At 35.8% G+C, this 22,558-nt stretch carries 25 protein-coding genes, 1 tRNA gene and 1 riboswitch; of the genes, 16 read left to right on the plus strand and 10 right to left on the minus strand.

From position 1 onward, the window contains the following. Positions 1-32: 32 nt before the first annotated feature. The gene (locus DEU39_RS03515; protein ID WP_062670034.1) at positions 33-1,013 is read right to left on the minus strand and encodes a BtrH N-terminal domain-containing protein; all 981 of its coding nucleotides are present in this window, start codon (positions 1,011-1,013) and stop codon (positions 33-35) included. A 160-nt stretch (positions 1,014-1,173) separates the two neighbouring features. Between DEU39_RS03515 and DEU39_RS03520 the strand changes: the two genes are divergently transcribed. Next, positions 1,174-1,662, plus strand: a complete 489-nt coding sequence (locus DEU39_RS03520; RefSeq protein WP_120230954.1) for a GNAT family N-acetyltransferase — start codon at positions 1,174-1,176, stop codon at positions 1,660-1,662. Between the two features lie 2 nt (positions 1,663-1,664). Then, positions 1,665-2,147 carry a MarR family winged helix-turn-helix transcriptional regulator gene (locus DEU39_RS03525; RefSeq protein WP_062670029.1) on the plus strand — a complete coding sequence of 161 codons (483 nt, stop codon included), beginning with the start codon at positions 1,665-1,667 and terminating at the stop codon, positions 2,145-2,147. A 1-nt stretch (position 2,148) separates the two neighbouring features. On the opposite strand, the gene DEU39_RS03530 is transcribed toward DEU39_RS03525, so the two are convergent. Next, on the minus strand, positions 2,149-2,778 hold the full coding sequence (locus DEU39_RS03530; protein WP_120230955.1) for a hypothetical protein: 630 nt from the start codon (positions 2,776-2,778) through the stop codon (positions 2,149-2,151). 169 nt (positions 2,779-2,947) lie between these two features. Between DEU39_RS03530 and DEU39_RS03535 the strand changes: the two genes are divergently transcribed. Continuing rightward, positions 2,948-3,529 (plus strand): YdeI/OmpD-associated family protein, encoded by a 582-nt coding sequence (locus DEU39_RS03535; RefSeq protein ID WP_120230956.1) that lies wholly within the window; start codon positions 2,948-2,950, stop codon positions 3,527-3,529. 101 nt (positions 3,530-3,630) lie between these two features. On the opposite strand, the gene DEU39_RS03540 is transcribed toward DEU39_RS03535, so the two are convergent. Beyond that, the gene (locus tag DEU39_RS03540) at positions 3,631-6,240 is read right to left on the minus strand and encodes a TonB-dependent receptor (protein WP_062670024.1); all 2,610 of its coding nucleotides are present in this window, start codon (positions 6,238-6,240) and stop codon (positions 3,631-3,633) included. Between the two features lie 374 nt (positions 6,241-6,614). On the opposite strand from DEU39_RS03540, the gene DEU39_RS03545 reads away from it, so the two are divergent. The 8 genes from DEU39_RS03545 (at position 6,615) to DEU39_RS03575 (ending at position 12,191) form a co-directional block, all read left to right on the plus strand. Beyond that, complete coding sequence (locus tag DEU39_RS03545) at positions 6,615-7,010, plus strand: low affinity iron permease family protein (RefSeq protein WP_120230957.1); 396 nt, start codon at positions 6,615-6,617, stop codon at positions 7,008-7,010. A 27-nt stretch (positions 7,011-7,037) separates the two neighbouring features. Then, positions 7,038-7,256, plus strand: coding sequence for a CinA family protein (locus tag DEU39_RS24760; RefSeq protein ID WP_262696558.1), 219 nt, complete (start codon positions 7,038-7,040; stop codon positions 7,254-7,256). Positions 7,257-7,303: 47 nt separating this feature from the next. Beyond that, entirely contained in the window at positions 7,304-7,606 is a 303-nt protein-coding gene (locus DEU39_RS24765) for a CinA family protein (RefSeq protein WP_262696559.1), read from the plus strand. A 37-nt stretch (positions 7,607-7,643) separates the two neighbouring features. Continuing rightward, entirely contained in the window at positions 7,644-8,396 is a 753-nt protein-coding gene (locus DEU39_RS03555; protein ID WP_120230958.1) for an SDR family oxidoreductase, read from the plus strand. Between the two features lie 11 nt (positions 8,397-8,407). Then, complete coding sequence (locus tag DEU39_RS03560; protein WP_120230959.1) at positions 8,408-9,886, plus strand: alpha-amylase; 1,479 nt, start codon at positions 8,408-8,410, stop codon at positions 9,884-9,886. A gap of 163 nt (positions 9,887-10,049) precedes the next feature. Next, positions 10,050-10,616, plus strand: coding sequence for a ferritin-like domain-containing protein (locus DEU39_RS03565; RefSeq protein WP_062670015.1), 567 nt, complete (start codon positions 10,050-10,052; stop codon positions 10,614-10,616). A gap of 225 nt (positions 10,617-10,841) precedes the next feature. Continuing rightward, positions 10,842-11,450 carry an alpha-ketoglutarate-dependent dioxygenase AlkB family protein gene (locus DEU39_RS03570; RefSeq protein ID WP_062670013.1) on the plus strand — a complete coding sequence of 203 codons (609 nt, stop codon included), beginning with the start codon at positions 10,842-10,844 and terminating at the stop codon, positions 11,448-11,450. A 129-nt stretch (positions 11,451-11,579) separates the two neighbouring features. After that, positions 11,580-12,191 (plus strand): DUF4142 domain-containing protein, encoded by a 612-nt coding sequence (locus tag DEU39_RS03575; protein ID WP_120230960.1) that lies wholly within the window; start codon positions 11,580-11,582, stop codon positions 12,189-12,191. 122 nt (positions 12,192-12,313) lie between these two features. Here DEU39_RS03575 and DEU39_RS03580 read toward each other — a convergent pair whose 3' ends face one another. After that, positions 12,314-12,772 carry a PA2169 family four-helix-bundle protein gene (locus tag DEU39_RS03580; protein ID WP_062670008.1) on the minus strand — a complete coding sequence of 153 codons (459 nt, stop codon included), beginning with the start codon at positions 12,770-12,772 and terminating at the stop codon, positions 12,314-12,316. 121 nt (positions 12,773-12,893) lie between these two features. Continuing rightward, a riboswitch (TPP riboswitch) is annotated at positions 12,894-13,000 on the plus strand. Positions 13,001-13,025: 25 nt separating this feature from the next. On the opposite strand from DEU39_RS03580, the gene pnuC reads away from it, so the two are divergent. Then, positions 13,026-13,622 (plus strand): nicotinamide riboside transporter PnuC, encoded by a 597-nt coding sequence (gene pnuC, locus DEU39_RS03585; RefSeq protein WP_120230961.1) that lies wholly within the window; start codon positions 13,026-13,028, stop codon positions 13,620-13,622. Further along, a complete protein-coding gene (locus DEU39_RS03590; protein WP_120230962.1) occupies positions 13,609-14,640 on the plus strand; it encodes a hypothetical protein in 1,032 nt (343 codons plus the stop codon). Before pnuC ends, DEU39_RS03590 begins: the two co-directional genes overlap by 14 nt. 463 nt (positions 14,641-15,103) lie before the next feature. Here DEU39_RS03590 and DEU39_RS03600 read toward each other — a convergent pair. After that, a tRNA-Ala gene (locus tag DEU39_RS03600) sits at positions 15,104-15,177 on the minus strand. 172 nt (positions 15,178-15,349) lie between these two features. Between DEU39_RS03600 and DEU39_RS24640 the strand changes: the two genes are divergently transcribed. Continuing rightward, the gene (locus tag DEU39_RS24640; protein WP_228436616.1) at positions 15,350-15,457 is read left to right on the plus strand and encodes a GNAT family N-acetyltransferase; all 108 of its coding nucleotides are present in this window, start codon (positions 15,350-15,352) and stop codon (positions 15,455-15,457) included. A gap of 12 nt (positions 15,458-15,469) precedes the next feature. Beyond that, positions 15,470-15,886 (plus strand): GNAT family N-acetyltransferase, encoded by a 417-nt coding sequence (locus tag DEU39_RS03605; protein WP_228436762.1) that lies wholly within the window; start codon positions 15,470-15,472, stop codon positions 15,884-15,886. Between the two features lie 7 nt (positions 15,887-15,893). Here DEU39_RS03605 and DEU39_RS03610 read toward each other — a convergent pair whose 3' ends face one another. Both DEU39_RS03610 and DEU39_RS03615 read right to left on the minus strand, forming a co-directional pair. After that, the gene (locus DEU39_RS03610) at positions 15,894-16,253 is read right to left on the minus strand and encodes a VOC family protein (RefSeq protein WP_120230964.1); all 360 of its coding nucleotides are present in this window, start codon (positions 16,251-16,253) and stop codon (positions 15,894-15,896) included. Positions 16,254-16,317: 64 nt separating this feature from the next. Further along, entirely contained in the window at positions 16,318-16,542 is a 225-nt protein-coding gene (locus DEU39_RS03615; protein WP_062669994.1) for a hypothetical protein, read from the minus strand. Between the two features lie 341 nt (positions 16,543-16,883). Between DEU39_RS03615 and DEU39_RS03620 the strand changes: the two genes are divergently transcribed. After that, positions 16,884-18,464, plus strand: a complete 1,581-nt coding sequence (locus DEU39_RS03620) for a hypothetical protein (protein ID WP_120230965.1) — start codon at positions 16,884-16,886, stop codon at positions 18,462-18,464. Between the two features lie 590 nt (positions 18,465-19,054). Here DEU39_RS03620 and DEU39_RS03625 read toward each other — a convergent pair. The 3 genes from DEU39_RS03625 to DEU39_RS03635 form a co-directional block, all read right to left on the minus strand. Beyond that, positions 19,055-20,122, minus strand: a complete 1,068-nt coding sequence (locus tag DEU39_RS03625) for a glycosyltransferase family 4 protein (protein ID WP_120230966.1) — start codon at positions 20,120-20,122, stop codon at positions 19,055-19,057. An 11-nt stretch (positions 20,123-20,133) separates the two neighbouring features. Then, the gene (locus tag DEU39_RS03630) at positions 20,134-21,354 is read right to left on the minus strand and encodes a DUF1972 domain-containing protein (RefSeq protein ID WP_228436618.1); all 1,221 of its coding nucleotides are present in this window, start codon (positions 21,352-21,354) and stop codon (positions 20,134-20,136) included. A 126-nt stretch (positions 21,355-21,480) separates the two neighbouring features. After that, entirely contained in the window at positions 21,481-22,557 is a 1,077-nt protein-coding gene (locus DEU39_RS03635; protein WP_120230968.1) for a glycosyltransferase family 4 protein, read from the minus strand. Position 22,558 lies beyond the last annotated feature (1 nt).

The following is a 22,558-nucleotide window of genomic DNA, read 5'->3' on the forward strand; positions in this document are numbered from 1 at the left end:
TATTTCAAACTTAAAGAGTTTGCAAAAAATAGCTAGAGTGTCGCCAATATTTCCATCGCTTTTTTCTCTTTTTCAGATATCGTTTTTAAAATATCCGAAGCCTGTTGAATATATTTTATTTCCTTTGTCTGGCTCACTTTTTCAAACAGCTGAGATACATTTGTCCAGAGTCCGGCAATTTCAGTGAAGGCTTCATAGCCTGTGTTCAGCGGATCAAGTTGAATCAGTTCATAACTTTCTTTCAAAAAATCACGGTATAAATTCCTGAACAGTGCACCTCCGGTTCCTGCTTTTTCCATTAGTAAAGCCGCTTGCTTAAATTCTCCTTCAATATCTTTACTTGTATTGAACCATTTGATAATTTCAGCACTTGTTTTTAAAATCCCTTTGTAAGAAATATTGGTAATGGGTGGATTCAGATATTCAGCTGCATTATTTTTGATCGCAGTAATGATGACTTTTTTCAGATCAAATTTTCTGTCTGTATTCCTGAGGGTATAATACAGATTTTTGGAAGCCATCGGACCTTTTTCAGAACGGGCCATAGCCAGACTTTTTAAAGATGTTTGTACTTGTCCGCCTTGTTGTCTGGTATCAATCAGAAAAGCATTTTCATCATCATAACCATAAATAGCAGCATAATGTCCGGCAAAATGGAAAGGATTTGAGAAATATTCAAGATGATAGCAATCCATTTTCAATCCTACTGCCTGTCCGTCATTGAGAAGTTCTTTAACCTTATCCCAGGCCTTTTGTTGTGAAGAAGTTTCCTTTACGGTTAATTCCAGATTCAGATTTCTGGCTAAATTTTGAGTGAGCAGATCAGGTTTTATCCGTCCTCCTATGAAAGGAAAGTCCATCGTTTTCATATTCCAATAAATAAAACCGAGACCTTCACCCAACCCGAAAAGCATGGGTTCGGAAAGTTCAATTCCAATGTGTTGTAATAATGTTCCTGTGGCAGTAGTTTCACAATGTTGTCCGCTAAAAGGCTTCAGGTTTTCTATTTTCATTTTGGCGTGGGTTATTAATTTTTGGGCAAAGAAAATTACATAAATATCGTTATATATAAATTCCCTTTTTTGAAATTCAGTGTTAAAATCTTTTAAAAGGTAGAATTGATTTGCATATATGTATTCAACTACGTAGTTTTGTACTTTAAAATGTGACACTATGAAATTAGAGATACAATCCATAGGGAATTCCTATTCAGAACACGCTATTGATCTGATTTTGACGATCCAGCAAAAAGAGTTTAATATTCCGATTACTATAAAAGATCAGCCTGATCTTTTGCAGATAGAAAGTTTTTACATGGAAGCCGGAGGTAACTTTTGGGGTGCTTTTGTAGATAATCAGCTGGTAGGTTCTATAGCATTGGTTAAATTTGATGAAAAGGCAGGAGCCATCAGAAAAATGTTTGTTAAAAAGGAATTCAGAGGAAAAGAACTGAATATTGCGCAAGAATTACTGGAAGTTTTAATTTCTTTCTGCCGCGAAAACAGAATTGATGATTTATATTTGGGAACCATAACGGTACTGAAAGCAGCCCAGCGTTTCTATGAAAGGAATCTTTTTGTAAAGATTGAAAAAAGCGATCTTCCCGTGAAGTTTCCTCTAATGAGTGCCGATGATGTTTTTTACCACTTAAATCTTGACTGAATATGAATGTAATCAACGAAGCAGGAATTCTTGCCATATCCACCAGACTGCACCGCCTAAGCGAACAACTGAGGAAAGACGGAGCGCTCATCTATAAAGCATTCGGAATTGATTTTGAACTGAAGTGGTTTCCGGTTATTTTCACCATTTATAAAAAAGAAATGGCAAGTGTTGTTGAAATAGCCAATGAAATAGGATATACCCATCCATCCACCATAACACTGCTCAAAGAACTTGAAAAGCAGGAGTTGATCCAATGGGAAAAAGATAAACAGGACGAGCGCAAAAGGCTTTTTAAACTCACTTCAAAAGGGCAGGAGCTCATTGAAAAAATGAAACCCGTTTGGGAACTGATGTCCCAGATTTTAGGTGATATTGCAGACAATAAAAATAATCTGCTGACTGCCATTGATGAAGCCGAAGAGAAAATTGCCAATCAGTCCTTTTATCAGAGAGCACTGCAGGTGAAGAACTCGAAAAAATAATTTATTCTATTATGATGTCAAGTGGATCTCTGACAGGCATGATACTTTTTAAATATTCTTTATCTTCTGCAGTTAGCTCGTCTATGCCCAGTGCAATATCTTCCCACGCTTTTCCGTCGTGCCGTGTAAGGGCAAATTCAATGGATTGAATTTTAGGCTTTTTATTAAGACCCAATATTCTTAAATCTATTCTTTGTCCTTCTTTTATTTTACCTTCTTCAATTTTTCCTATTAAGAAAAAATTTCTTCCTGTAATCTGAAATGTATTATTGAGCTTAAAGTGAGCAACAGTTAAATGATGCCAGTGATATCCACAATATCTGCATTGCTTAGCATGTGGAGTACGGGCGAGTTTGTGGCATTCAGGACAATTGTTGAAAAAAACTTTTTCGGGAGTTTCTGCCATTATCCGGGTCACAACATTTTGTTCAAAAGTTTGATATCCATGTTCTAATAGTTGTATAACTTCAGGATCAGAATTTATCCAGCCTCGTTCTATCATTAGATTTCTCATATGTACACTTTCAGAACTCTTCAAAGTATACATATGATGATTCAGTGCTAATGATTCATCCTTTGTCATTAATTTGCTAAAGTATCTGATAATATAATCTATAGTTTCTCTGTCCATATTCGATTGATAAGGTAGAATATTTTTAATGATTTATTTTGACTAATTTATCATTTATTTCTTTAATAGGCTTATATTATGGGATGTCATAATTAATTATTTGAAATTTTTATACTGACAAACTATTGTCACTAAAGTATTTTAATTTTACAGTAATAAAAGAAAAGCTATGCGTAAAATTGCAGAGAAACAGACCTTTCATGTCAGGACAAAGACAGAATGGCGGCAATGGCTTGAAGAGAATCATCAAATAGAACAGTCTGTATGGCTTATTTGCAATACCACAAAATCAAATTTGCCCATTGTTCACTGGACGGATCTGGTAGATGAAGCCCTTTGTTTTGGCTGGATTGACAGTACAAGGAAAACCATTGACGAAAGTTCGTTTATGCAGTTATTTAGCAGACGGAAACCGAAAAGTACCTGGTCAAAAATTAATAAGGATAAGGTTCAGAAGCTGATCGAAAATAAGCTGATGACAAAAGCAGGATTTGAAACTATCCGAATTGCAAAAGAGAATGGTTCCTGGAATATTTTGGATTCTGTAGAAGATCTTACTATTCCTGAAGATCTGAATGAAACATTTAAACTACATGAAGGTTCCGAAACCTATTTTCTAGGTTTAAGCAAATCCATGAAAAAAATGCTGCTGCAATGGATTGTGTTGGCTAAAAGACCCGAAACCAGAAAAAACCGTATTGACGAAATCGCAAAACAAGCTGCTCAACATAAGAAACCTAAAAATTTTTAAGCTTTAAAAGATAGAATCTTATTTTTAATGCTTATGATGAAAATAGGCTGTCCCATTTTTGGGACAGCCTATTCAATTGATTCATTATTGAAATATATTACTTAAAATCTCAAAGTGGCTGCAACAGACCACGTTCTTCCAAAACCAAGGAATCCTGTATTACCGTCTGCAACTCCCTGGTACACTCTTCCAGCTTCCTGATACGTTTTTCCTGCATCCGGACCATTCGCAATTTTATCGCCTGCAAAGATGTTGGAGCTTAATTCAGAAATATAATATTTGTTGAATAAGTTGTATACGTTCGCTCTCAATGTTAAAGACTTTTTCGCATCCAATGTAAACTTGTAAGAAGCCCCTACATCAAATAAATGATAGCTTGGCAATTTTACAATTCCTTTTTCTCTTGCGGCTTCCGTAAGGAAGTTGATCGGGTTGAACTGAGCATAAAGCTTGTCATAATATTCCCAGTTGGCATCAATACTGAATGCTTTGGTGATATTATAATCTGCACCGATGCTTGCAGTTGTTTGAGCAGCATCTCCAACCTTCAGGTCTTTGATATTGATGGTTCCGGTTGCACCAGCTATTTCCTGGTTGTTCTGAACATCAAGGATGTTGAAGTTAGCATTTCCTTTATATTTCCAGTTACCCATTGATACCATTCCTCTTAATCTTAGATTCGTAAAAGGTCTGGCTTTTGCTTCCAATTCGATTCCCTGGTGGAGCTGACCTACGTTCAGAGCATTGTAGAAATATGCACTTCCAAGGTTAAGCTGAGGGAATTTAGCAACATCTGCCGCTGTAGCATTGAATGTTCTTGAGATAAATCTGTCATCCCACTGCGTTCTATAAGCATTGATGTTCACATCTATATAACGCGATTTGAAACCATATCCTAATTCCACAGAAAAGATTCTTTCATTCTTAGCATCATTATAGATATTCTGGTTGGACGGGAATAATGCATTGAATAAAGGCTGTCTTGAGATAACTCCTGTATTGAAAAATACATTGTGGTGGTCGTCAATATTATAGTTGGCACCTCCTTTTACAATATAACCTGTTTTATGATACCATTTTGTCTCCTGATTTCCAGGAGTATATAGCATATAGTCTCTTCTCTTGTAATATTGCTCGGAAACAGATCCCTGGACAGATGCACTTAGCTTCTCAGAACTGTACTCCACCATTCCATAAATACCAGCCCATTTTACCAAACCTTCATTATGGATAGATACTTTCTGAGCATCTTTAAGCTTTGTAAGAGGTTCCGGCTTTACCGTTTGATTGATATAATATCCTTTTGGAGCATTTGCTGTACCAGGAACAAATACAGCATCAGATCCCAACATATCCGTTACAATATCATATAGAGCTCCTTTGTAAGTTTTAAGATCAATCCCTCCGTTGAAAGTCCAGTTATTTTTTTTGTAATTAAGGTCTGCGATTACTCCATACCAGTCGTGAGCATTGATACTTTGCTTTCTCACAATACCAGTGGTTCCGTTCAGAGTAGATACATATTGTCCGTTATAATCACCAGGAGAGCCTGCAGGAGCCGTAAAAGTAGATTTCTGGAAGCTATTTCCATTATAATCCGTTACCATACCGCCTCTGTTATAACGATAAATCATATCCCAGTTGATTGTACCGTCACCACCTGCTCCATAATTCATGAAGTTCATAGTTTGTCCGGCTGCGTTTTTGATAGAACCGTTAAGTCCGGTACCACCGCCACCGCGTCCCCATGAACCATAAAGAACTGTGGATAATTTAAGATTGTCATTCATTGTCCAGTCCCAGTTCAATGATGCGATAGGCTTGTGATAGAAGTTAGGAGCAAGGTTGAATTGAGAACCATTCAACATTCCTGTCTGTGGGTTGTATCTTCTTCCGTAAGTTTCAAACTGTTGCAATGTTGCCACATTGGCTCCGGTTGCAGAAGATCTTCTTGTATCGTGTACCTGAGGAGCTCCGGTAGCGATTAAATTGAAAGCATGCTTTTCATTAGGTTTAAATCCTGTAGAGAAAAACCATGAGTAACCTTCTCCTTTTGTTCCATTGATGTATCCGTCACCTTGCCAACGGGAAAGCAATACAGTTGTTCCCCATTTGTTTTTTAATCCGGAAGAATACATAGCAGATATTCTGGAGTAGTTGTCATTTCCAACTTCTCCTTTCACCATTGCTTTCTGTTCAGAATCGGTAGCTTTGGTAACAATATTGATGGTTCCTCCCACGGAAGGAACAACAAATTTAGATGCTCCCAAACCTCTTTGAATCTGAATATTGCTCGCAATGTCAGCCAAACCGGTCCAGTTGGACCAGTAAACGGTACCTCCCTGCATATCATTCACAGGCTGTCCGTTGATGATCACAGCAATGTTAGCTCCGTCAAAACCTCTCATGTTGATTCTGCTGTCTCCGAAACCACCACCTACTTTGGTCACGTAAACGGATGGAGTAGACTTCATAATTTCAGGGAATTCTCTGTTTCCCAGTTTCTCCTGAATTTCTGCAGCCTTAATGTTGGAAACCGCAACAGGTGTTTTTCTCTCTTTGGCTGTTTGGGAAAGGTTTCTACCCACCAACATAACCTCATCAATAGATTTGGATTTCTCTAAAGAATCCTTCGTACTCTGCCCATAATAGATGGCGGCCGTAGGTAATACAAGCGCTATAATTAGTCGCTTTTTAAAAGTAATGCTCATGAAATAAACTAGCGTGTTTGATTTTTAAGGCTGCAAAGATGGATAATTATTTTTTAATTAAGTATTAAATCTTAACGAAGTGATTTTATTCAGTTTTTGGAATATACTTTATTTCTCACTTTTTTGAATATGTTAACTATTCCACATCTTTCGTTTACAATTTGTTATAAAAGAGATTGATCAAAAAAATGGCTTGTTTTTAACGGGTAAAAATAATTATGCGGTTCTCCACATTTTTAAACAAAACTCAATATTGTTGGAAAATATACTATAATAATAGCTAAGTCATAAAAGGCATAGGTGACTTGAGTCATAATTTTTATACTGTTGTTTTGATAACTTGTATTATCATTTTATTCAAAATCGTATTATTTATGAAAAAAAATTTTTTTGAAAGGTTTTCAGATCGTGTTGTCTGTATAACCGGAAGTCCGGGTGCTTTTATGGGAGCCAGTTTACTGGTGGTTGTGTGGGCTGTATGCGGACCTGTTTTCAATTATTCAGAAACCTGGCAGCTTGTTATCAATACCGGTACCACTATTATTACTTTCCTGATGGTATTTCTGATTCAAAAAACTCAGAATAAAGACTCTAAGGCTATTCAGATAAAACTCAACGAATTGATAGCCTCCTATGAAAAAGCCAGTAACAGACTGGTGGATATTGAAGATCTGACGGAAGAAGAGCTGGACAAGCTTCATAAATATTATGAGAAACTTGGACAACTATCCCAAGAAAAAGAACATTCACAGGATCCCGTGCAAAAATAGTCTTAATACTATTATAATATATGCAGCATGATTTTAAAATCTTCTCAAATTGCCCACGCTGATTCACTGTCAGTGAAATCCCTGGTGCATTTCGTCATAGAACTCGAGAAACTGTTTAAGCGTATCGGAGAGTATCTTCTTTCAGGAGATGAAACCGTTTCAACAGCTGAAAGTGTTACAGCCGGATTTTTACAGTTTTCGTTTTCCCAGATGAAGGATGCCTCCAATTTTTTAAAGGCGGCATGACAGCGTATACTTTAGAATAAAAAGTAAATTTTCTTGGGGTAGATCCTGTGGAAGCTCAACAATATAACTCTGTATCTCCTCATATTGCTGAAACAATGGCGTTGCAGGTAGGTAAACTCTACAAAACCGACTGGTCTATTGGAGTTACAGGATATGCCACTCCGGTGGAAGAATCAGAAGGGAAGCTCTTCGCTTACTTTGCCATTGCCCACAAAGGAAAAGTGGTTCTTTCAGAGAAATTAGATCTGCACTCCAGAACCAAACCTGTTAATGCCCAGCTCTATTACAGTGAATTCATTCTGGGATGCTTTAAGCTGGAACTGGATAAACACCGTGAAAATAAGGAGTAAAAATCATCACAATAATAAGCTGTTAATACAATCAATTATGGAAAAATTACAATTGCAGAATAAATCTGTCCTTATTACAGGAGCAGACAGCGGAATTGGTAAAGCCATCGCTCTTTTATTTGCTAAGGAAGGAGCAGATATTGCCTTCATCCACTATCATGATGCCAAAGATGCCATGAAAACAGTGGAGGAATTAAAAAAAACAGGAAGAAAAGTCCTTTCGTTTGAAGGTGATATTAATGATAGTGAATTTTGTAAATCTGTTGTTAATGAGGTAGTTTCTAAATTCGGAGGAATAGATATACTGATTAATAATGCAGGAACCCAGGTTCCTTGTGAAAGTATAGAAAATCTTAAAGAAGAGGATATCCGCAAAACTTTCGATTCCAACATTATCGGAATGATCCTGCTGACAAAGATTGTATTTCCTTATTTAAAACAAGGGGATTCTATTATCAATACTACTTCAGCTACTGCCTATCTTGGACATGAAGAATTACTGGATTATTCAGCAACCAAAGGCGCTATTGTTTCGTTCACCCGTTCACTGGCATTACAGGCTAAACCTAAAGGAATAAGGGTGAATGCTGTTGCACCCGGACCGGTAGCCACGCCGCTTACGGAAAAAACATTCGGAGAAGAAGATGAAGATCAGAATAAACCGCCGCTAGAACGTAATGCTTCTACCGGAGAAGTGGCAGCAAGTTTTCTATTTCTTGCCACAGTTGCTTCATCACAGATAACGGGACAGGTTCTTCATCCTAATGGAGGTTTAATTGTTAACGGTTAATCTTAACGGATATGAATGGAGTTATTATTCAGTTTTTCCATTGGTATCATCCCGGAAACCTATGGAATGAGTTTGCTGAAAAAGCAGAATATTTAAAAGATTTGGGGTTTACTGCCGTCTGGTTTCCTCCTGCCAATAAATGCAGTCTCAATATGGAAGGGCGTGGCTATGATGTATATGATCTTTATGATTTGGGAGAATTTGATCAGAAAGGCAGTATACCAACCCGGTACGGGACAAAAGCCGAATATTTAATGGCAATAGAGAAAGCGCATGAAGCGGGAATGTCTGTGTATGCGGATATTGTTTTAAACCACAGGATGGGTGGAGATGAAGAAGAAAAGATTATGGTACATCAGCTGAGTGAAGAAAACCGTAATGAAAGAATCTCTGAAAATATGGAGGTTTCAGCCTATACGAAATTTACTTTTCCGGGAAGAAAAGGAGTGTATTCGAACTTTATATGGGATCATCACTGTTTCAGCGGTATTGATTATGTGATCAGAGAAGGAGAGGAGATGAATGGTGTTTTTAAAATCCATAATGAATATGGTGAGGAGTGGACAGATGCCGTAAGTCATCAGTTCGGTAATTATGATTATCTGATGGGAGCTGACATAGAGTACCGTAATCCTTATGTTGTGGAGGAAATGAAAAAATGGATCAGATGGTATATGGAAACAACGAAAGTAGACGGAATCAGATTGGATGCCTTAAAACATATCTCCTCCGACTTTTTGAAAGACTGGATCTCCTATATTAAAACAGAAGTGAATCCTGAATGTTTTGTTTTGGGCGAATTCTGGAAAGACGAGGCAGAAAAAATTGAGTATTTTTCCGATAAAATGTCTGATCTTATCTCTTGTTTTGATACTCCGCTGCATTATAATTTCTTTAAAGCATCACAGGATGGTAAAGATTATGATATGAGCCGGATTTTAAAAGGAAGCTTCCTGGAGAAGAAACCGGTATTCTCAGTTTCTTTTGTTGAAAACCACGATACACAGCAGCTTCAGGCTCTTGAATCTGCGGTGAAAGACTGGTTCAAACCCTTGGCTTATGCTATTATTCTTCTTACCGATGAAGCTTATCCCTGCATATTTTATCCCGATCTTTTTGGTGCAGATTATATCGATATAAAGGATGAGCAGGAAGTGCATATCATCATGCCGAAGGTTGAAGAACTTCCTGGTCTGCTTGAAGCGAGAAAGCTTTTTGCATATGGTGAGCAGATCGATTATTTTGATCATCCCAACTGCGTGGCTTTTGTACGGAAAGGAGATGAAAAGCATGCGGACTGCATTGTAATCATGTCTAATAGCGAAGAAGGTTATAAAGAAATAGAATTGGGAAAAGAACATGCGGATTCGGTTTATACCGATTTTTTAAAGAACCGTCATGAAGAAATTTATACGGATAAAGACGGGAAAGCGGTGTTTACCGTAAATTCGGGTTCGGTAAGTATATGGGTAAAAAAACAAACACCGTAATGATTGGCAAATTTTCAGGCCTTTTATTCTCTGCGAACAGCTATTCTAATTTTAACTTACCATATAAGCTCCTGTAATTTTAGATACCACATCTCAGTATTTTGGACAAAAATGGTCTTATAGTTGCAGATTTACCACCAATCAATCACTAAATTATTATAATATGGAAACTAAAACGGCAACCAAAAAAACACCAGCCAAAAAAGCAACAACAGCAAAAGCAAAAACTCCGGCTAAAAAAAATGCAGCCAAAAGTTTGGAAGATCTTTTTGAAGATGCGCTGAAAGATATTTACTGGGCTGAAAAAGCACTGCTGAAAGCGCTGCCGGCAATGATGAAAAATGCAACCAGTGAAAAGCTTAAACAAGGCATTGATAAGCACATCACGGAAACAGAAGGCCATGTGGAAAGATTGGAAGAATGTTTCAAAGCATTAGGAAAAAAAGCCCAGGCAAAAAAATGTGATGCTATGCAGGGATTGCTGGATGAAGGAAAGAGCATTATGGAAGAGACAGAACCGGGAGCAGTAAGAGATGCGGGCATTATTGCAGCAGCGCAAAAAGTTGAACATTATGAAATTGCTACTTATGGAACACTGGCAGCATTCGCAAAAGTATTGAAGGAAGAAGAGTGTCTTAAAAACTTTTTAAGCACATTGGAAGAAGAAAAAAAATGTGATGAACTGCTTACAAAAGTTGCTGATACCAATCTTAACAGTAAAGCCATGTAAATACAATCTTTAAAAAGGAGACCTGAAAAAATCAGGTCTCCTTTTTATTGAAATCCGGAAAGGTTTAAAATGCAACATTTTTATCTTGGTTGATTTTGTATCAGTTGTAGTATATTTGTGGATATAATTTGTATCAATTTAGTTTTTTAAAATGAACTGTAATTGAATAACAAAACTCTTATACTGTAAAAGAAAACTGTATTCTACCATTTATAAAGTTTAAAAATGACCCAACTTAGCCTGTTCGACTCAGCAGATCTGTACGAATTTCCAAAAGACCTTCTGGAATACAGAGAACATTTCCTGAATCAGGAAGAAGCTGACCGCCTTAAAATTCATCTGCTTGAAACAGCTCCCTGGAAACAACGTACCCAGAAAATGTATGATAAGATGGTTCTCACACCTCGCTTAACCGCCTGGTATGGAGATGAGAAAAATGCCTATCCTTCAGACAATGAACTGGATGCCCATCATTGGACACCGGAACTGTTTTCTTTAAAACAAAGAATAGAAGAAACATTTGGCTATCAATTCAATTCCGTATTGTTGAACCTTTACAGAGATCATAACGATTCTGTTGCCTGGCATCGGGATAAGGAAAGCAGATATGGGAAACGTCCGGTGATTGCGTCAGTAAGTCTGGGGCAAACCAGAAATTTTGATTTCAGGAAAAAAGACCATCATCAGAGTAAATACAGCCTGCCTCTTCCTCACGGATCATTATTGATTATGAAAGGAGACCTTCAGGAAAACTGGGAACATCGTATTGCCAAGTCTCTAACCGCTATGAAGGAGCGTATTAATCTTACATTCCGGTTGGTTAATAAGTTGTAAGGTATTTATTCATAATGTTTTATGATTAGGTTAGAAGTGTTGTAATCGGTTTTTGGCAGATAAATTGTTGCATTTATAAACAAAGTCATTGTTTGACTTCATTAATATCACCACTTAAAATTTATTATTATGAAAAATCTTGTAGTAACAATTTTTGCATTAGCTGCTTTAACGGCCTGCAAAAAAAACGAACCGACAACCACGAGTCAATCTGAGGAAAGTACCACAATGTCTGCCCCTGCAGAATCCGGGATGACGGTAAGCGACTCCACCAAAATGTCAGACACCAAAGATCAGAAAAGTACTCTCAGTGATCAGGACAAAAAGTTTGCAGATGCTGCAGCCATAGGAGGACTGATGGAGGTAATGATGGGAAAACTGGCCGCAACAAACGCTGAAAACTCAGTGGTAAAATCTTTGGGAGCAATGATGGTAACCGATCATTCCAAAGCGAACGACGAGCTTAAGAATTGGGCATCAGGAATTGGGTATACCTTACCCACAAGTCTGGATGCCGAAAAGCAGAAGATGTATGATGACCTGAAAGCTAAGAAAGGTAAAGACTTTGACAAAAAATATACAGATTTAATGGTCAGTGACCACAAGGAAGATGTAGAAGCATTCAAAAAAGAGGTGTCAGAAGGAACAGAAGCCTCATTAAAATCTTTCGCAGCGAAAACCCTTCCGACACTTGAACATCATTTGCAGGAATCGGAAAAAGCTAAAAATGCGGTCAAATAATATTGAGTTTTTATGACCTGCATCATAAGTATGAGCATACAATATTTAATAATTTTGAATTGATTAAATATTATTTTGTTCTTGATTATAGTAAGCTCCTCTTTTTAAGAGGAGTTTTTTGATTATTCTTTCTTTTTATATTCTTCAATTTTCTTGAATTGTCTGTAAGAATCTTTAAGGATACGAAGCTGTTCAGACACAATCTCAGTACTTTTTGGGCTGAGCTCACCTGTGTCCAGGGCATTTTGATAAGCTTCAATAGCTGCTTTTTCGCCAAATACCACATTTTCTAATGTAGATTCTATGAGATTTCCCATGGTAAAAGAATTTTTAATGTCAATCCAAGTTCTGTGAACAGCTCCTGCCATGGACGTTGAGTCCTCCGGAGTGCCTTGCTTTTCTGTGATGAGGTTGATCAGTTCATTTTTCATGATTTTCGACTGCGAAATCATATGTTCGTACTCATCTTTTACATCCGGATACATTTCCCATACTTTTCCCTCAACTTTTTCAAAGCCTTCCTTTCTGTCGTTGGTAATGTGAAGTAAGTCATTAAGTACTGATATTTCTTGATTGTCCATAATATAAATTTTTAGTTATCCATAAAATTATAATTTCCCTCATCGACTCCTTATAATCGTGATCATATCCTGTAAATAAAAAACCAAAGTCCTTTCTTTTTTCAACAAAAAGCTGCACCTTTGCCGAACAATGGGGTGCTACAAAACAGTGGCTGAGATGATACCCAGGAATGTATTTCCACACCTGATCCGGATAATGCCGGTGTAGGGATTGCTTACTGATCATCTCATCATTTGATTTCTAATAATTAATATGATGCAGGACATTTTAAAACAAATTACCTTACCGGAATGGTTCGGAGTCTTATTTTCAGTCATTCAGGTTTTACTGGCCTGTAAAAACAATGTCAACAACTATCTTTTCGGAATTGCGGGGATTCTGCTTACGCTGTATGTGATGCTTACTTCCAAGCTGTACGCTGAATTTACCTTAAATCTTTATTATCTGATCATGAGCATCTATGGATGGTTATATTGGAAATTCGGAAAGCAGAAATCAGAAATGGAAATCTCTGTTACCACCACCACAGAAAAATGGATTACGGGAGGAATTGTTCTGGGAACTTTTATCTTATTCTGGTCTTTTCTGACCCATTTTACAGACTCGGATGTTCCGATCTGGGATTCTCTGGTGAGTGCTTTTGCCTGGGCGGGAATGTGGCTGATGGCGAGACGGAAAATTGAAAACTGGGTGATACTCAATGTCAGTAATATCATTTCTATTCCTTTAATGATTCATAAAGAATTGTATCTCTATGCTGTTTTGACGTCATTCTTATTTTTAGTAGCCATTTCCGGATATATAGAGTGGCAAAAAATTATTAAATCGAAAGCTAATGCTGAGTACTAAAGAGATCAGACGGGAACTTCATGGAGCCCCTGTAATTTCTGATAAAGTAATGCAGCATATTCATGAAGAAAAACTGCTTAAAATATGGGTTCCCAAAAAATATGGAGGACTCGGCTATCGTTTTGAAGAAGGACTTAACACCTTATTTGGCTGTGCAGAAACCGATGGAAGCTTTGGCTGGATGCTGACACTTTGTGCCGGAGCCAATTATTTTTCCAGAAATATCAAGCCTGAAATTGCTCAATTACTGTTTATCCATTCTGAAACCTGCTTTGGTGGCAGCGGAATGGTGGGAGGAACTGCAGAAAAAATAGACAACAGCCACTATCTGATCAACGGTTCATGGAATTTTGCAACAGGTGCACCTCATCTTACCCATTTTACATTGAATGCCAAAATTACAGAAAACGGAAAACCTTTAATGGATGGTCATGGCAATGGAATAATTCGATCATTTATTATTTCGAAAGAACAAGCTGAGGTTATTCCCAACTGGAAATCTGTGGGAATGAAGGCCAGTGGCACCTATTCATTCACTGTTGAAAATGTGCTCGTTAATGAAGACTATAGTTTTGTTTACGATACTTTTTTCACCAATGATATTCTGGACACTATTCCTTTTCGGATTTTTGCAGACTTGACACTGTTGGTCAACTATTTGGGAATGGCTTCTCATTTTATTGAAGAAGCAGAATATATTCGTCCTGAGATCCATTTCAAAAGTTTCGCAGAGTCTGTTGAAAAGCATTTGGAAAAAGTATTGCAAATTGCCGGAGAAGTAGAAAATATACTCGGTGATCACAAAGATATTTCTGAAGGATATCAAAACGAAATCCACCAATATGGAGTAGAGCTGGTTCAAAGATTATCCCATCAGATCCTTACTATTTATACACAGTTGGGAATCCGGGCTACGGATATTAATTCTGAAGTGTATCAGGTGTTCTGTGATTATTTTACAGCTGCGATGCATTCTAATGTCAGACCTTCTGCTGATGATTTGGACTTTTCTTTTTGAGTAGAAAATTCTTTGTTAATAAACTTTTTATCTAATGCTGATCTATTTCAGATCAAAATATTTTAAATACAATTTTGGAGAAAAAGAATAAAAATTTATGGGTATTGAGATTATTTGGTATTTCGTATATATCTGCGATTTCTTTTAATTAAAAAAAATTCAATAACCTTCGGTAATAGAGAAATATTCATTTGTGAATTAGATTTATGTCTACTGTTCATAATCCATAGACCTCCATCATGACCTTCCTTTATATCTTTCCACTTTAATTGATAAGCATCTCTATAGAAAAAGAGTCCATAACTTTGCTCTAACACAATGCAACATTTAAAGGTTATTAAAAGTGGAACTAAAAATCTTGAAAACTATACCATCCCTTTTTACAAAAAAAACCTACAAAAATCAATTTTTGTAGGGTTTATCATATTTTCGTGCATTATATACATTTTATAATTGCACTAAGTGGAGAATACGGGATTCGAACCCGTGACCTTTTGACTGCCAGTCAAACGCGCTAGCCAACTGCGCCAATCCCCCGTTTTTTTGTAAGGCGATACAAAAGTAAGTATTTAAATGATATTTGCAACTATTTTATAATTTTTATTGAATTAAAATTAATGGAAATAGGCTCAATGACCATAAAAATCCATCATTATCCCTAGAATAAATTCCTAATTAACCTATTTTTGTCTGAAATTATAATACAATCATGCAACTCTATACAAAAAGATTAGTTCTTCGGGATATTACGATTGATGACAAACAGGATATTTTCGATTACCGCTCAGATGCCGAAGCCAATAAATTTCAAGGCTAGATTCCTGAAACCCTGGAAGAAGTGGAAAGTTTTATCCAAAGAAACACAACTGAATTCAACCAACCTGAAAGCTGGTATCAGCTGTTGATTACTGATCAAGAAACAAAAGCAGTCATTGGAGATATCGGAATTCATTTTATTGGAGATGAAAATGTACAGGTAGAACTTGGAATTACCTTAAACACCTCATTTCAGGGTAAAGGGTATGCTTCTGAGGCTTTAAAAGGTACCATTGATTTTCTTTTTAATGATTTACAAAAACACAGAATTACAGCTTCCGTAGATCCTGACAACACTGCTTCTCTTCAACTGATGCAACGAATTGGTTTAAGAAAAGAAGGGCATTTTGTGAAAAGTCTGTTCTGGAAAAATAAATGGGTTGATGATATTATTTATGCAGTTCTTCGTGAAGAATGGGTTACAGAATAGATGCCTTTCAGATATCATTGTTTTGCTGTACTACGCAAAATGAATTTCCTTCGGGATCAAGAAGAACTACATAGTCAGCATCATCTTCGTAATTCCAGCCTGGCATCTTTTCAGCCCCAATACTAAGAAGCCGCTCTACTTCCTGCCGCTGATTATCAGATATCAGGTCCATATGATGTCTCTTTGGCTGTTCCGAACTGGTTAATTTTAATGATAACTGCATTCCATCTCCTTCCTTTGGTATCAGAATGGCAAAGTCAACATCAGGCTCATTCTTTATTTTGTAGTGCAAAGCTTCACACCAAAATGCAATTGCTCTGTTCAAATCCGCAACGCCCCAAACGATGGATAATATTTTTAATTTCATTTCAGTGTTGTTTTAAATAATAAAGAATTTAAGATCTTATAACTCTATTCTCAAAAAGAAATAATTACAAAACGGTATATTTTTCGTAAAATGGAGTGAATTTTGTTCTTACAATCGTTAAAGTAACTAAACCATTGCAAATCAAATAGGATACGATCATTGTATGAAACCACTTTTTAACCGTAACTGTAATCCAGTTATCATTTTCGATCAATGAATACATCTCTTTTTTTAAGTGCGTAATCACATGATCCTTTTTCTTTCCGTTTAATGAAAATAAGTCTTTCATAATCTTTGGTAATCTTTAATCATTTTTAGTTTAACAAGTCTTTATGTTGGCTTATTTCATGGGGTTAGTTTTATTATTCCAAATATAGTGAAATAATAAAAAATTACTTTATGACGCCAGTCATAAAAGAATACCAGTTACAAGTCCAGAATAACGGACTTTAGTTTTTAAGGTTGTCTGATTTGTTATATGATACAGCCTATTCTTTGATATTAATATTTGTGGATATTTTTCCACAAGCCTGTACATGTATTTCCACGGCATTCGAAGAATTTTTACATCTCTATTAACATACCTTTACCCCGTAATAATATCAATTATGATATGTAAAACAATAATGAATGGTTAAAATTTATACAAAATTATTTATAGCAGTATTAGCTTTAAGCTCTACTTTTGCTTTTGCCCAGGCAGGAAATGTTGGTATTAATACTGCAAATCCAGGTTCCACTATGGATATTAATGGATCATTAGCAGCAAATTATAATGCTGTTATTACAAATTCTTATAATTTGAACTCATCAGATTTCCATGTTGCTTATAATGGTGTTTCCAATGCTGTTTTTAATCTCCCTTCCGCAGTCAGTGGGGCTGGGAATTATAAAGGGCGTATTTATAGGATTAAAAATAATACAAACTTTAGTATTACAGTAAATTCTGCATCTCCAGAGACTATTAATGGAAATCCCAATGTTCTTGTACCAGCAAATCAAAGTGTAGAATTAATCAATACCGGGCTTACAGGAGCTTCTTCTACATGGGAAATCCTTTCAAAAGGAAGTTCTTCTACAGGAGATTATATTATTGTAAAACCAAACGCTATTCAAACAGTATCTACAGGGTCGGACGTTACATTTGGGTCTGTAATTGCAGCCAATAATATTACTTATAATGCCGGTGTTTTTAATTTGAAAGCCGGGAAAACCTATGTTCTCCGTTGCCAACTGCATGCTACAGAGTTCTCACTAGCTGGAGGTTTCTTTGTCTATGAATGGGTTGATGCTTCAAATAATTCTGTTCTTCCCTCCAGTACCACCGGTGTTGTTGATGCAATAAATAATTATCCTGCCACTTCAATAGGAGGCCAGCCAGAAGCCTATGCTATTTACAGACCTACAGTGGATACCTCTGTAAAAGTACGATTAGGAGGAGCAGGAACTGCTCAGTTGAATCCTCAGATAGGATTTATGACTGTTACAGAGCTTGCTGGAGGGAATGGAAACGGAGGAACAACGATTATTAATAACAATATTACCGCAAGCAATGGTCTTACATTATCAGGTACAGATGTAAAACTGGGAGGAACCCTCTCACAAGCTACAGATATAGCAATGGCGGGAAACAATTTAAGTATTAATGGTACAGGAAAAGTCCTAATGGGGACCAATACAGTGCCCGCGGGTGCATCAAATGCAAAAGTTATTATTGATAATGGGACTACCAACGGTGCTCTTCAAATTAAAGATGGTACTCAGCAGTTGGGGTATGTCCTCACAAGTGATGCCAATGGTTTGGCAACATGGTCATCCACTGTTACTACAGCGTTCGCCAATAATTGGACACCATATACCGGGACATTAATAAATCCTTATACAGGCGGAACTGGAGCTGCAGGATTAAATACGGGAGTTCAGGTAACTATCCCTGCAAAAGGATGGTATTTTTTCCGATGTGGAGTTGCGATCAATTCTGATTGTAATGATTACTTTTTTTATATTAACGGTATTGGAGATGTCTGGAGAAGCTACTGTGGCTCAAACACTGCTGCATTCATGTTTCCAAGAGATCAGAACCGTGTATTATATTTTGCTACACCAGGAACCTACACTGTGTTAGCTGGTAAAACAAATGGAGTAGTTCCGGCCTCATTCAATGCTGGAAACCCTTCTTTTTATCTGGATTTTGTAAAATTCCAAAATTAAATAGCGGCTTTTATGCTAAGGTTCAGCGATTCTAAAAACACAGAAAAAACTACAAGGATTATTTCTTTGTAGTTTTTTTATGGATTAAAATCACTACTTTTTCCCTACAAAGGAAAAAATAGTGATTTGATGGGATTTGTATTGTTTTTTATTCTAAATTTATAAGGTCTTTAAAAGTATTCTACTCTTATTATAAGACAAAAGCAATGTAGAACTACATAATATCCAATCACTTTATTGATGATTGGGCTCTAAAAAGCTCATTTTTATAAGTAATTCTCTACAATAAAATTTTGCGCAATTTTATTGTAAGATTTTAAATATGTATAACAACAGTTAGTTTTCAATTGACTTTTTAGCTTTTACTGCTTTTAAAAGATGTTAGAAGTTTTATAAATCATGATGAAGCCAATTACTTTTTGCTCATCCGGAGAAACAGAGCATCCTTGCTTTCTTTGTTTATTACTTGCCCTTAGTTATTCTCAGGAAGGTTTTCTACTAAAGTGCTCGCAGCATCTTGTTTTATAATTAGTGATAGAGGAGTTTATACAAGAGATTCCAAAAAATGACAGTGAATAAATGAAACAATCTTAGTTGTACTCTAATTCTTTTATCCTTTTTTTCCAGCTCAGGAAATGATTAATACTTTTAATGATTTTGAAAACAGCTATAAATATAAAAAAGGAGATTAATGAAGAATAAATAGAGTAGCTTTTAAAAAAAACATACTGAACGAGAAATGTAAGAACATTAATCAAAATAAAAGTAATACTTATTTTTTTATGAGAAAAACCTAATAAAAGAAGAAGATGATGGATATGGGTTTTATCTGCTTTGAAAGGTGATTTTCCTCTTAATATTCTATCAGTATACACTCGTATAGAATCAATTACGGGAATAGTAAATACAAAAAGTATAAAAAATACTCCATAAGGAAAAGTTGTTGTATTGTTATCAAACTTTGTGATGAAAATTCCCAGACATATCAATAAATATCCTAAAAATAGCGAGCCTGAATTTCCTAAGAAAATTTTATTTTTCTGAGAAAGATTATATTTTAGAAAAGCTATAATACTTCCAACAAAAAGTATAGCTACTCTTGCCAGCCCTAAGTTGCCTTCTATTAACATGATAATAAAAAATAAAACAAATCCTATTCCTGCTACACTACCTGCAAGCCCATCCACTCCATCTATAAGATTAAAAGCATTAACTGCTGTTACGATAACCAAAACAGTGAGCAGATACTGGAAGTATGTATTAATTTCATAGATTCCGAACAATCCGTATAAAGATGAAATTCTTATTCCGGAAGTCGCTATAATGATACTTACACAAACTTGAATGATTAGTTTATAAATGGCTTTAATATCAGTTTTATCATCTAGAGTTCCCACCAGAAGTAAAATATAAGAGGTTACAATAATTGGAAGTATTATTCTCCAGCCTTTATCTGCGGAAATTTCAATTAATAGTAAAATAATCATTCCAATAGCCAGACCTCCAATTAATGGAGTAGGAGTGTAATGTATTTTTCTTGTATTGGGAACATCTACCAATCTAATTTTTTTGGCAATGATTCTCATTACGGGGATTATACAGATTGATAAAATGAAGGCAAGGGTTCCCGATATTAATAGTTCTATAAAATTTTTCATGGTACTTTGTTTTAAATGGGTTCACTGGGATTATTGAATAACTGTATGTTTTTCAGATGTTCTAAGTTGTACTTTTCAAGGATTTTTTTCTCCAGGTTACAAATTACAGGATATACTTTTGCTTTGTTTTTTGCAGTAAATGTTTCTTCAATAAGATTATGGTATTTTTTTGCGATTTTTTTCCAGATATATCTTCTTTCCGCTATCTGCTTCATCCTGGTTGCACAATTTTGAAGATCTTCATTTTTCAGTTGAGCCAAAATATTTTTCAATTCTTCTGCATTTGAAAAATAGAATGCCTGATTTTCTGTAGTTGTTCTGTTGTAAGAAACACCATTGCTGATAACCGGTAGTCCTAAAAACATGGCTTCCACTAAAGAAGGATTGGTGCCTCCTGCAGAATGACCGTGAATATAAAGCGAAGCATTTCCGCGAATAAGATCTATTGTCTCTTGCTCATAAATTGGATCTAAAAGATGAATATTTTCGAAATCTGAATATTGCTGTTTCAATTCCACACCATATTGACTATTCTTCCAGTTACCAACCATTACGAGCTTGCGGCCAGGAAATTCGCTGAATACTTTTAAAATAGTGTGAACGTGATTCTCTGGTTCTATTCTGCACACTTTTACGGCGTACTCACCCAGTAAAAAAGGATATTCTTCAATATTTTTTGATGTGGGAACCAAATTTACTTTTGTGTGGTCTGCCCCATATTCTATTACCCTGCTGATTGTTTTATATCTTAAAGAAGTATAATCCTGAATAGATTCATTATCAGAAATATCAATATCAGAAAACTGTACTGCCAGTTTTTCTGCCCACCATAAATATAATTTGGCTGCTAATGACCATTTATCTCTCTTCCATTCGATACCATCTATGGAAATAATGATTTTTTTACTGGTAAACATTTTTACAAATGGAAGAAGCCAGGCTCCGGCTACCCCTAAAATCAGTAAAACATCACAGTAAAATAATGAATGAATAATAGACCATGTATCATATGCAATACTCTGAACTCCATTGGCGTCTAGAGGAATATATTTTAGTCTGGCTCCTTTCCAGCTTTCGCTCCTTTCTTTTTCTGGGTATTTTTTTGAGGAACAGTATACTGTAAAATCATAGGTATCTGAGAGCTCTTCTACAAGATGAGCAGCTAAAGTTTCAAATCCTCCATAATTGGCAGGTAAGCCAACGGTTCCGATAATTGCTACTTTTGTTTTCATAATTAGTTATATTTAAAAAGAGTATAACTATTCATGTTCCAAAAGTAAACCGGGTTGTAATTTATTGATAATCAGTATTTTACTTTTATAAATACTTGCGCATAATTCCAAAAAATGGAAAATCTGTTATAAACTGGAAATAATATGGATTGATTCTTTCTCAAAATACTCCTCCGAGAACATCAGACTTTTAGCATAAGCTGCATCACTGAAAGATTGATAAATAATTCTATCTTTTAATATATAGTTTATTTTTTCAGATAGCTCATTTATATTTTTAGAATTAACCCAAAAACCATTTTCACCATTTTTCACAAGCTCCGTAACGCCGCCAATTGGCGGAACAATAGCAGGAAGACGATATCGCATTCCTTCCAGAATAGTTAATCCAAATGTTTCAACCCAAAGATCGGGATGAGATAGATTGACCACTAAATCAGCCTCACGGTAAAAAATATGAGTGTCAACCTGAGTAGGATAGATTTTCAGATTTTTTGGAATTTCTTTCATCCTGAAATAATCTAAAATTTCCTGCTCTGAAGCATTGACTACCAGTTTGAAAATATATTGTGAATTTTGTTGTGCCAGCTGCAAAAACTCGTTTACCCCTTTGTATATTTTTAAAGAGCAGATCATTAAAACCACCGGAACTGTATTTTGATGATTTTGAAATTGGTCTGCTTTTTCAACAAAATCCTGTTCCAATACATTGTAAAGAAGAACCTGGTTGTTGATAAGAGATTCCTGCCTCAAAAGAAATTCTGAAACAAAAACAATCTTATGGGCTGTAAATTTTGCTATTCCAAAAAGCAAATTCTTAAAAATAGCAGGCTTGATTGAAGTTTCGTGGATATGATAGATTACTTTGCAGCCTTTTATTTTTCCGGCAATAGCCGCTCCAAAAGGAAGCACAGTATTGATATAGAGAATATCTTTTCTTTTCAGGAAAAACAAAAGCTTTATCATTAATAGAAACTGACAGAGAAAAAAATTACATATTCTTGTGACAGGATTGGGTGAAAAGCGATACCAGAAATAATGATTTCTCACTTTAGAAATATCAGAAAGAAAACCTTTTCTTCCACCTGAAGTAAAAAGATGGGTTTCCATACTATTTTTTGTCCAGGCTTTTAATAACTGCATCAGTACCTTTGGACTTCCGCTATAATCATTTAATAAATGGATGGCAACAATTCTTTTCATT

The organism is Chryseobacterium sp. AG363 (assembly GCF_003610675.1).
GTDB lineage: Bacteria > Bacteroidota > Bacteroidia > Flavobacteriales > Weeksellaceae > Chryseobacterium > Chryseobacterium cucumeris.

Coding starts and splice junctions, on each gene's coding strand:
- DEU39_RS03545 (WP_120230957.1), top strand. CDS start 6,615: ATGAAAAAAAATTTTTTTGAAAGGTTTTCAGATCGTGTTGTCTGTATA.
- DEU39_RS03590 (WP_120230962.1), top strand. CDS start 13,609: ATGCTGAGTACTAAAGAGATCAGACGGGAACTTCATGGAGCCCCTGTA.
- DEU39_RS03635 (WP_120230968.1), bottom strand. CDS start 22,557: ATGAAAAGAATTGTTGCCATCCATTTATTAAATGATTATAGCGGAAGT.
- DEU39_RS03560 (WP_120230959.1), top strand. CDS start 8,408: ATGAATGGAGTTATTATTCAGTTTTTCCATTGGTATCATCCCGGAAAC.
- DEU39_RS03625 (WP_120230966.1), bottom strand. CDS start 20,122: ATGAAAAATTTTATAGAACTATTAATATCGGGAACCCTTGCCTTCATT.
- DEU39_RS24640 (WP_228436616.1), top strand. CDS start 15,350: ATGCAACTCTATACAAAAAGATTAGTTCTTCGGGATATTACGATTGAT.
- pnuC (WP_120230961.1), top strand. CDS start 13,026: ATGATGCAGGACATTTTAAAACAAATTACCTTACCGGAATGGTTCGGA.
- DEU39_RS03615 (WP_062669994.1), bottom strand. CDS start 16,542: ATGAAAGACTTATTTTCATTAAACGGAAAGAAAAAGGATCATGTGATT.
- DEU39_RS03535 (WP_120230956.1), top strand. CDS start 2,948: ATGCGTAAAATTGCAGAGAAACAGACCTTTCATGTCAGGACAAAGACA.
- DEU39_RS03555 (WP_120230958.1), top strand. CDS start 7,644: ATGGAAAAATTACAATTGCAGAATAAATCTGTCCTTATTACAGGAGCA.
- DEU39_RS03515 (WP_062670034.1), bottom strand. CDS start 1,013: ATGAAAATAGAAAACCTGAAGCCTTTTAGCGGACAACATTGTGAAACT.
- DEU39_RS03525 (WP_062670029.1), top strand. CDS start 1,665: ATGAATGTAATCAACGAAGCAGGAATTCTTGCCATATCCACCAGACTG.
- DEU39_RS03630 (WP_228436618.1), bottom strand. CDS start 21,354: ATGAAAACAAAAGTAGCAATTATCGGAACCGTTGGCTTACCTGCCAAT.
- DEU39_RS03580 (WP_062670008.1), bottom strand. CDS start 12,772: ATGGACAATCAAGAAATATCAGTACTTAATGACTTACTTCACATTACC.
- DEU39_RS24760 (WP_262696558.1), top strand. CDS start 7,038: ATGATTTTAAAATCTTCTCAAATTGCCCACGCTGATTCACTGTCAGTG.
- DEU39_RS03570 (WP_062670013.1), top strand. CDS start 10,842: ATGACCCAACTTAGCCTGTTCGACTCAGCAGATCTGTACGAATTTCCA.
- DEU39_RS03620 (WP_120230965.1), top strand. CDS start 16,884: ATGGTTAAAATTTATACAAAATTATTTATAGCAGTATTAGCTTTAAGC.
- DEU39_RS03530 (WP_120230955.1), bottom strand. CDS start 2,778: ATGGACAGAGAAACTATAGATTATATTATCAGATACTTTAGCAAATTA.
- DEU39_RS03610 (WP_120230964.1), bottom strand. CDS start 16,253: ATGAAATTAAAAATATTATCCATCGTTTGGGGCGTTGCGGATTTGAAC.
- DEU39_RS03520 (WP_120230954.1), top strand. CDS start 1,174: ATGAAATTAGAGATACAATCCATAGGGAATTCCTATTCAGAACACGCT.
- DEU39_RS03575 (WP_120230960.1), top strand. CDS start 11,580: ATGAAAAATCTTGTAGTAACAATTTTTGCATTAGCTGCTTTAACGGCC.
- DEU39_RS03540 (WP_062670024.1), bottom strand. CDS start 6,240: ATGAGCATTACTTTTAAAAAGCGACTAATTATAGCGCTTGTATTACCT.
- DEU39_RS03565 (WP_062670015.1), top strand. CDS start 10,050: ATGGAAACTAAAACGGCAACCAAAAAAACACCAGCCAAAAAAGCAACA.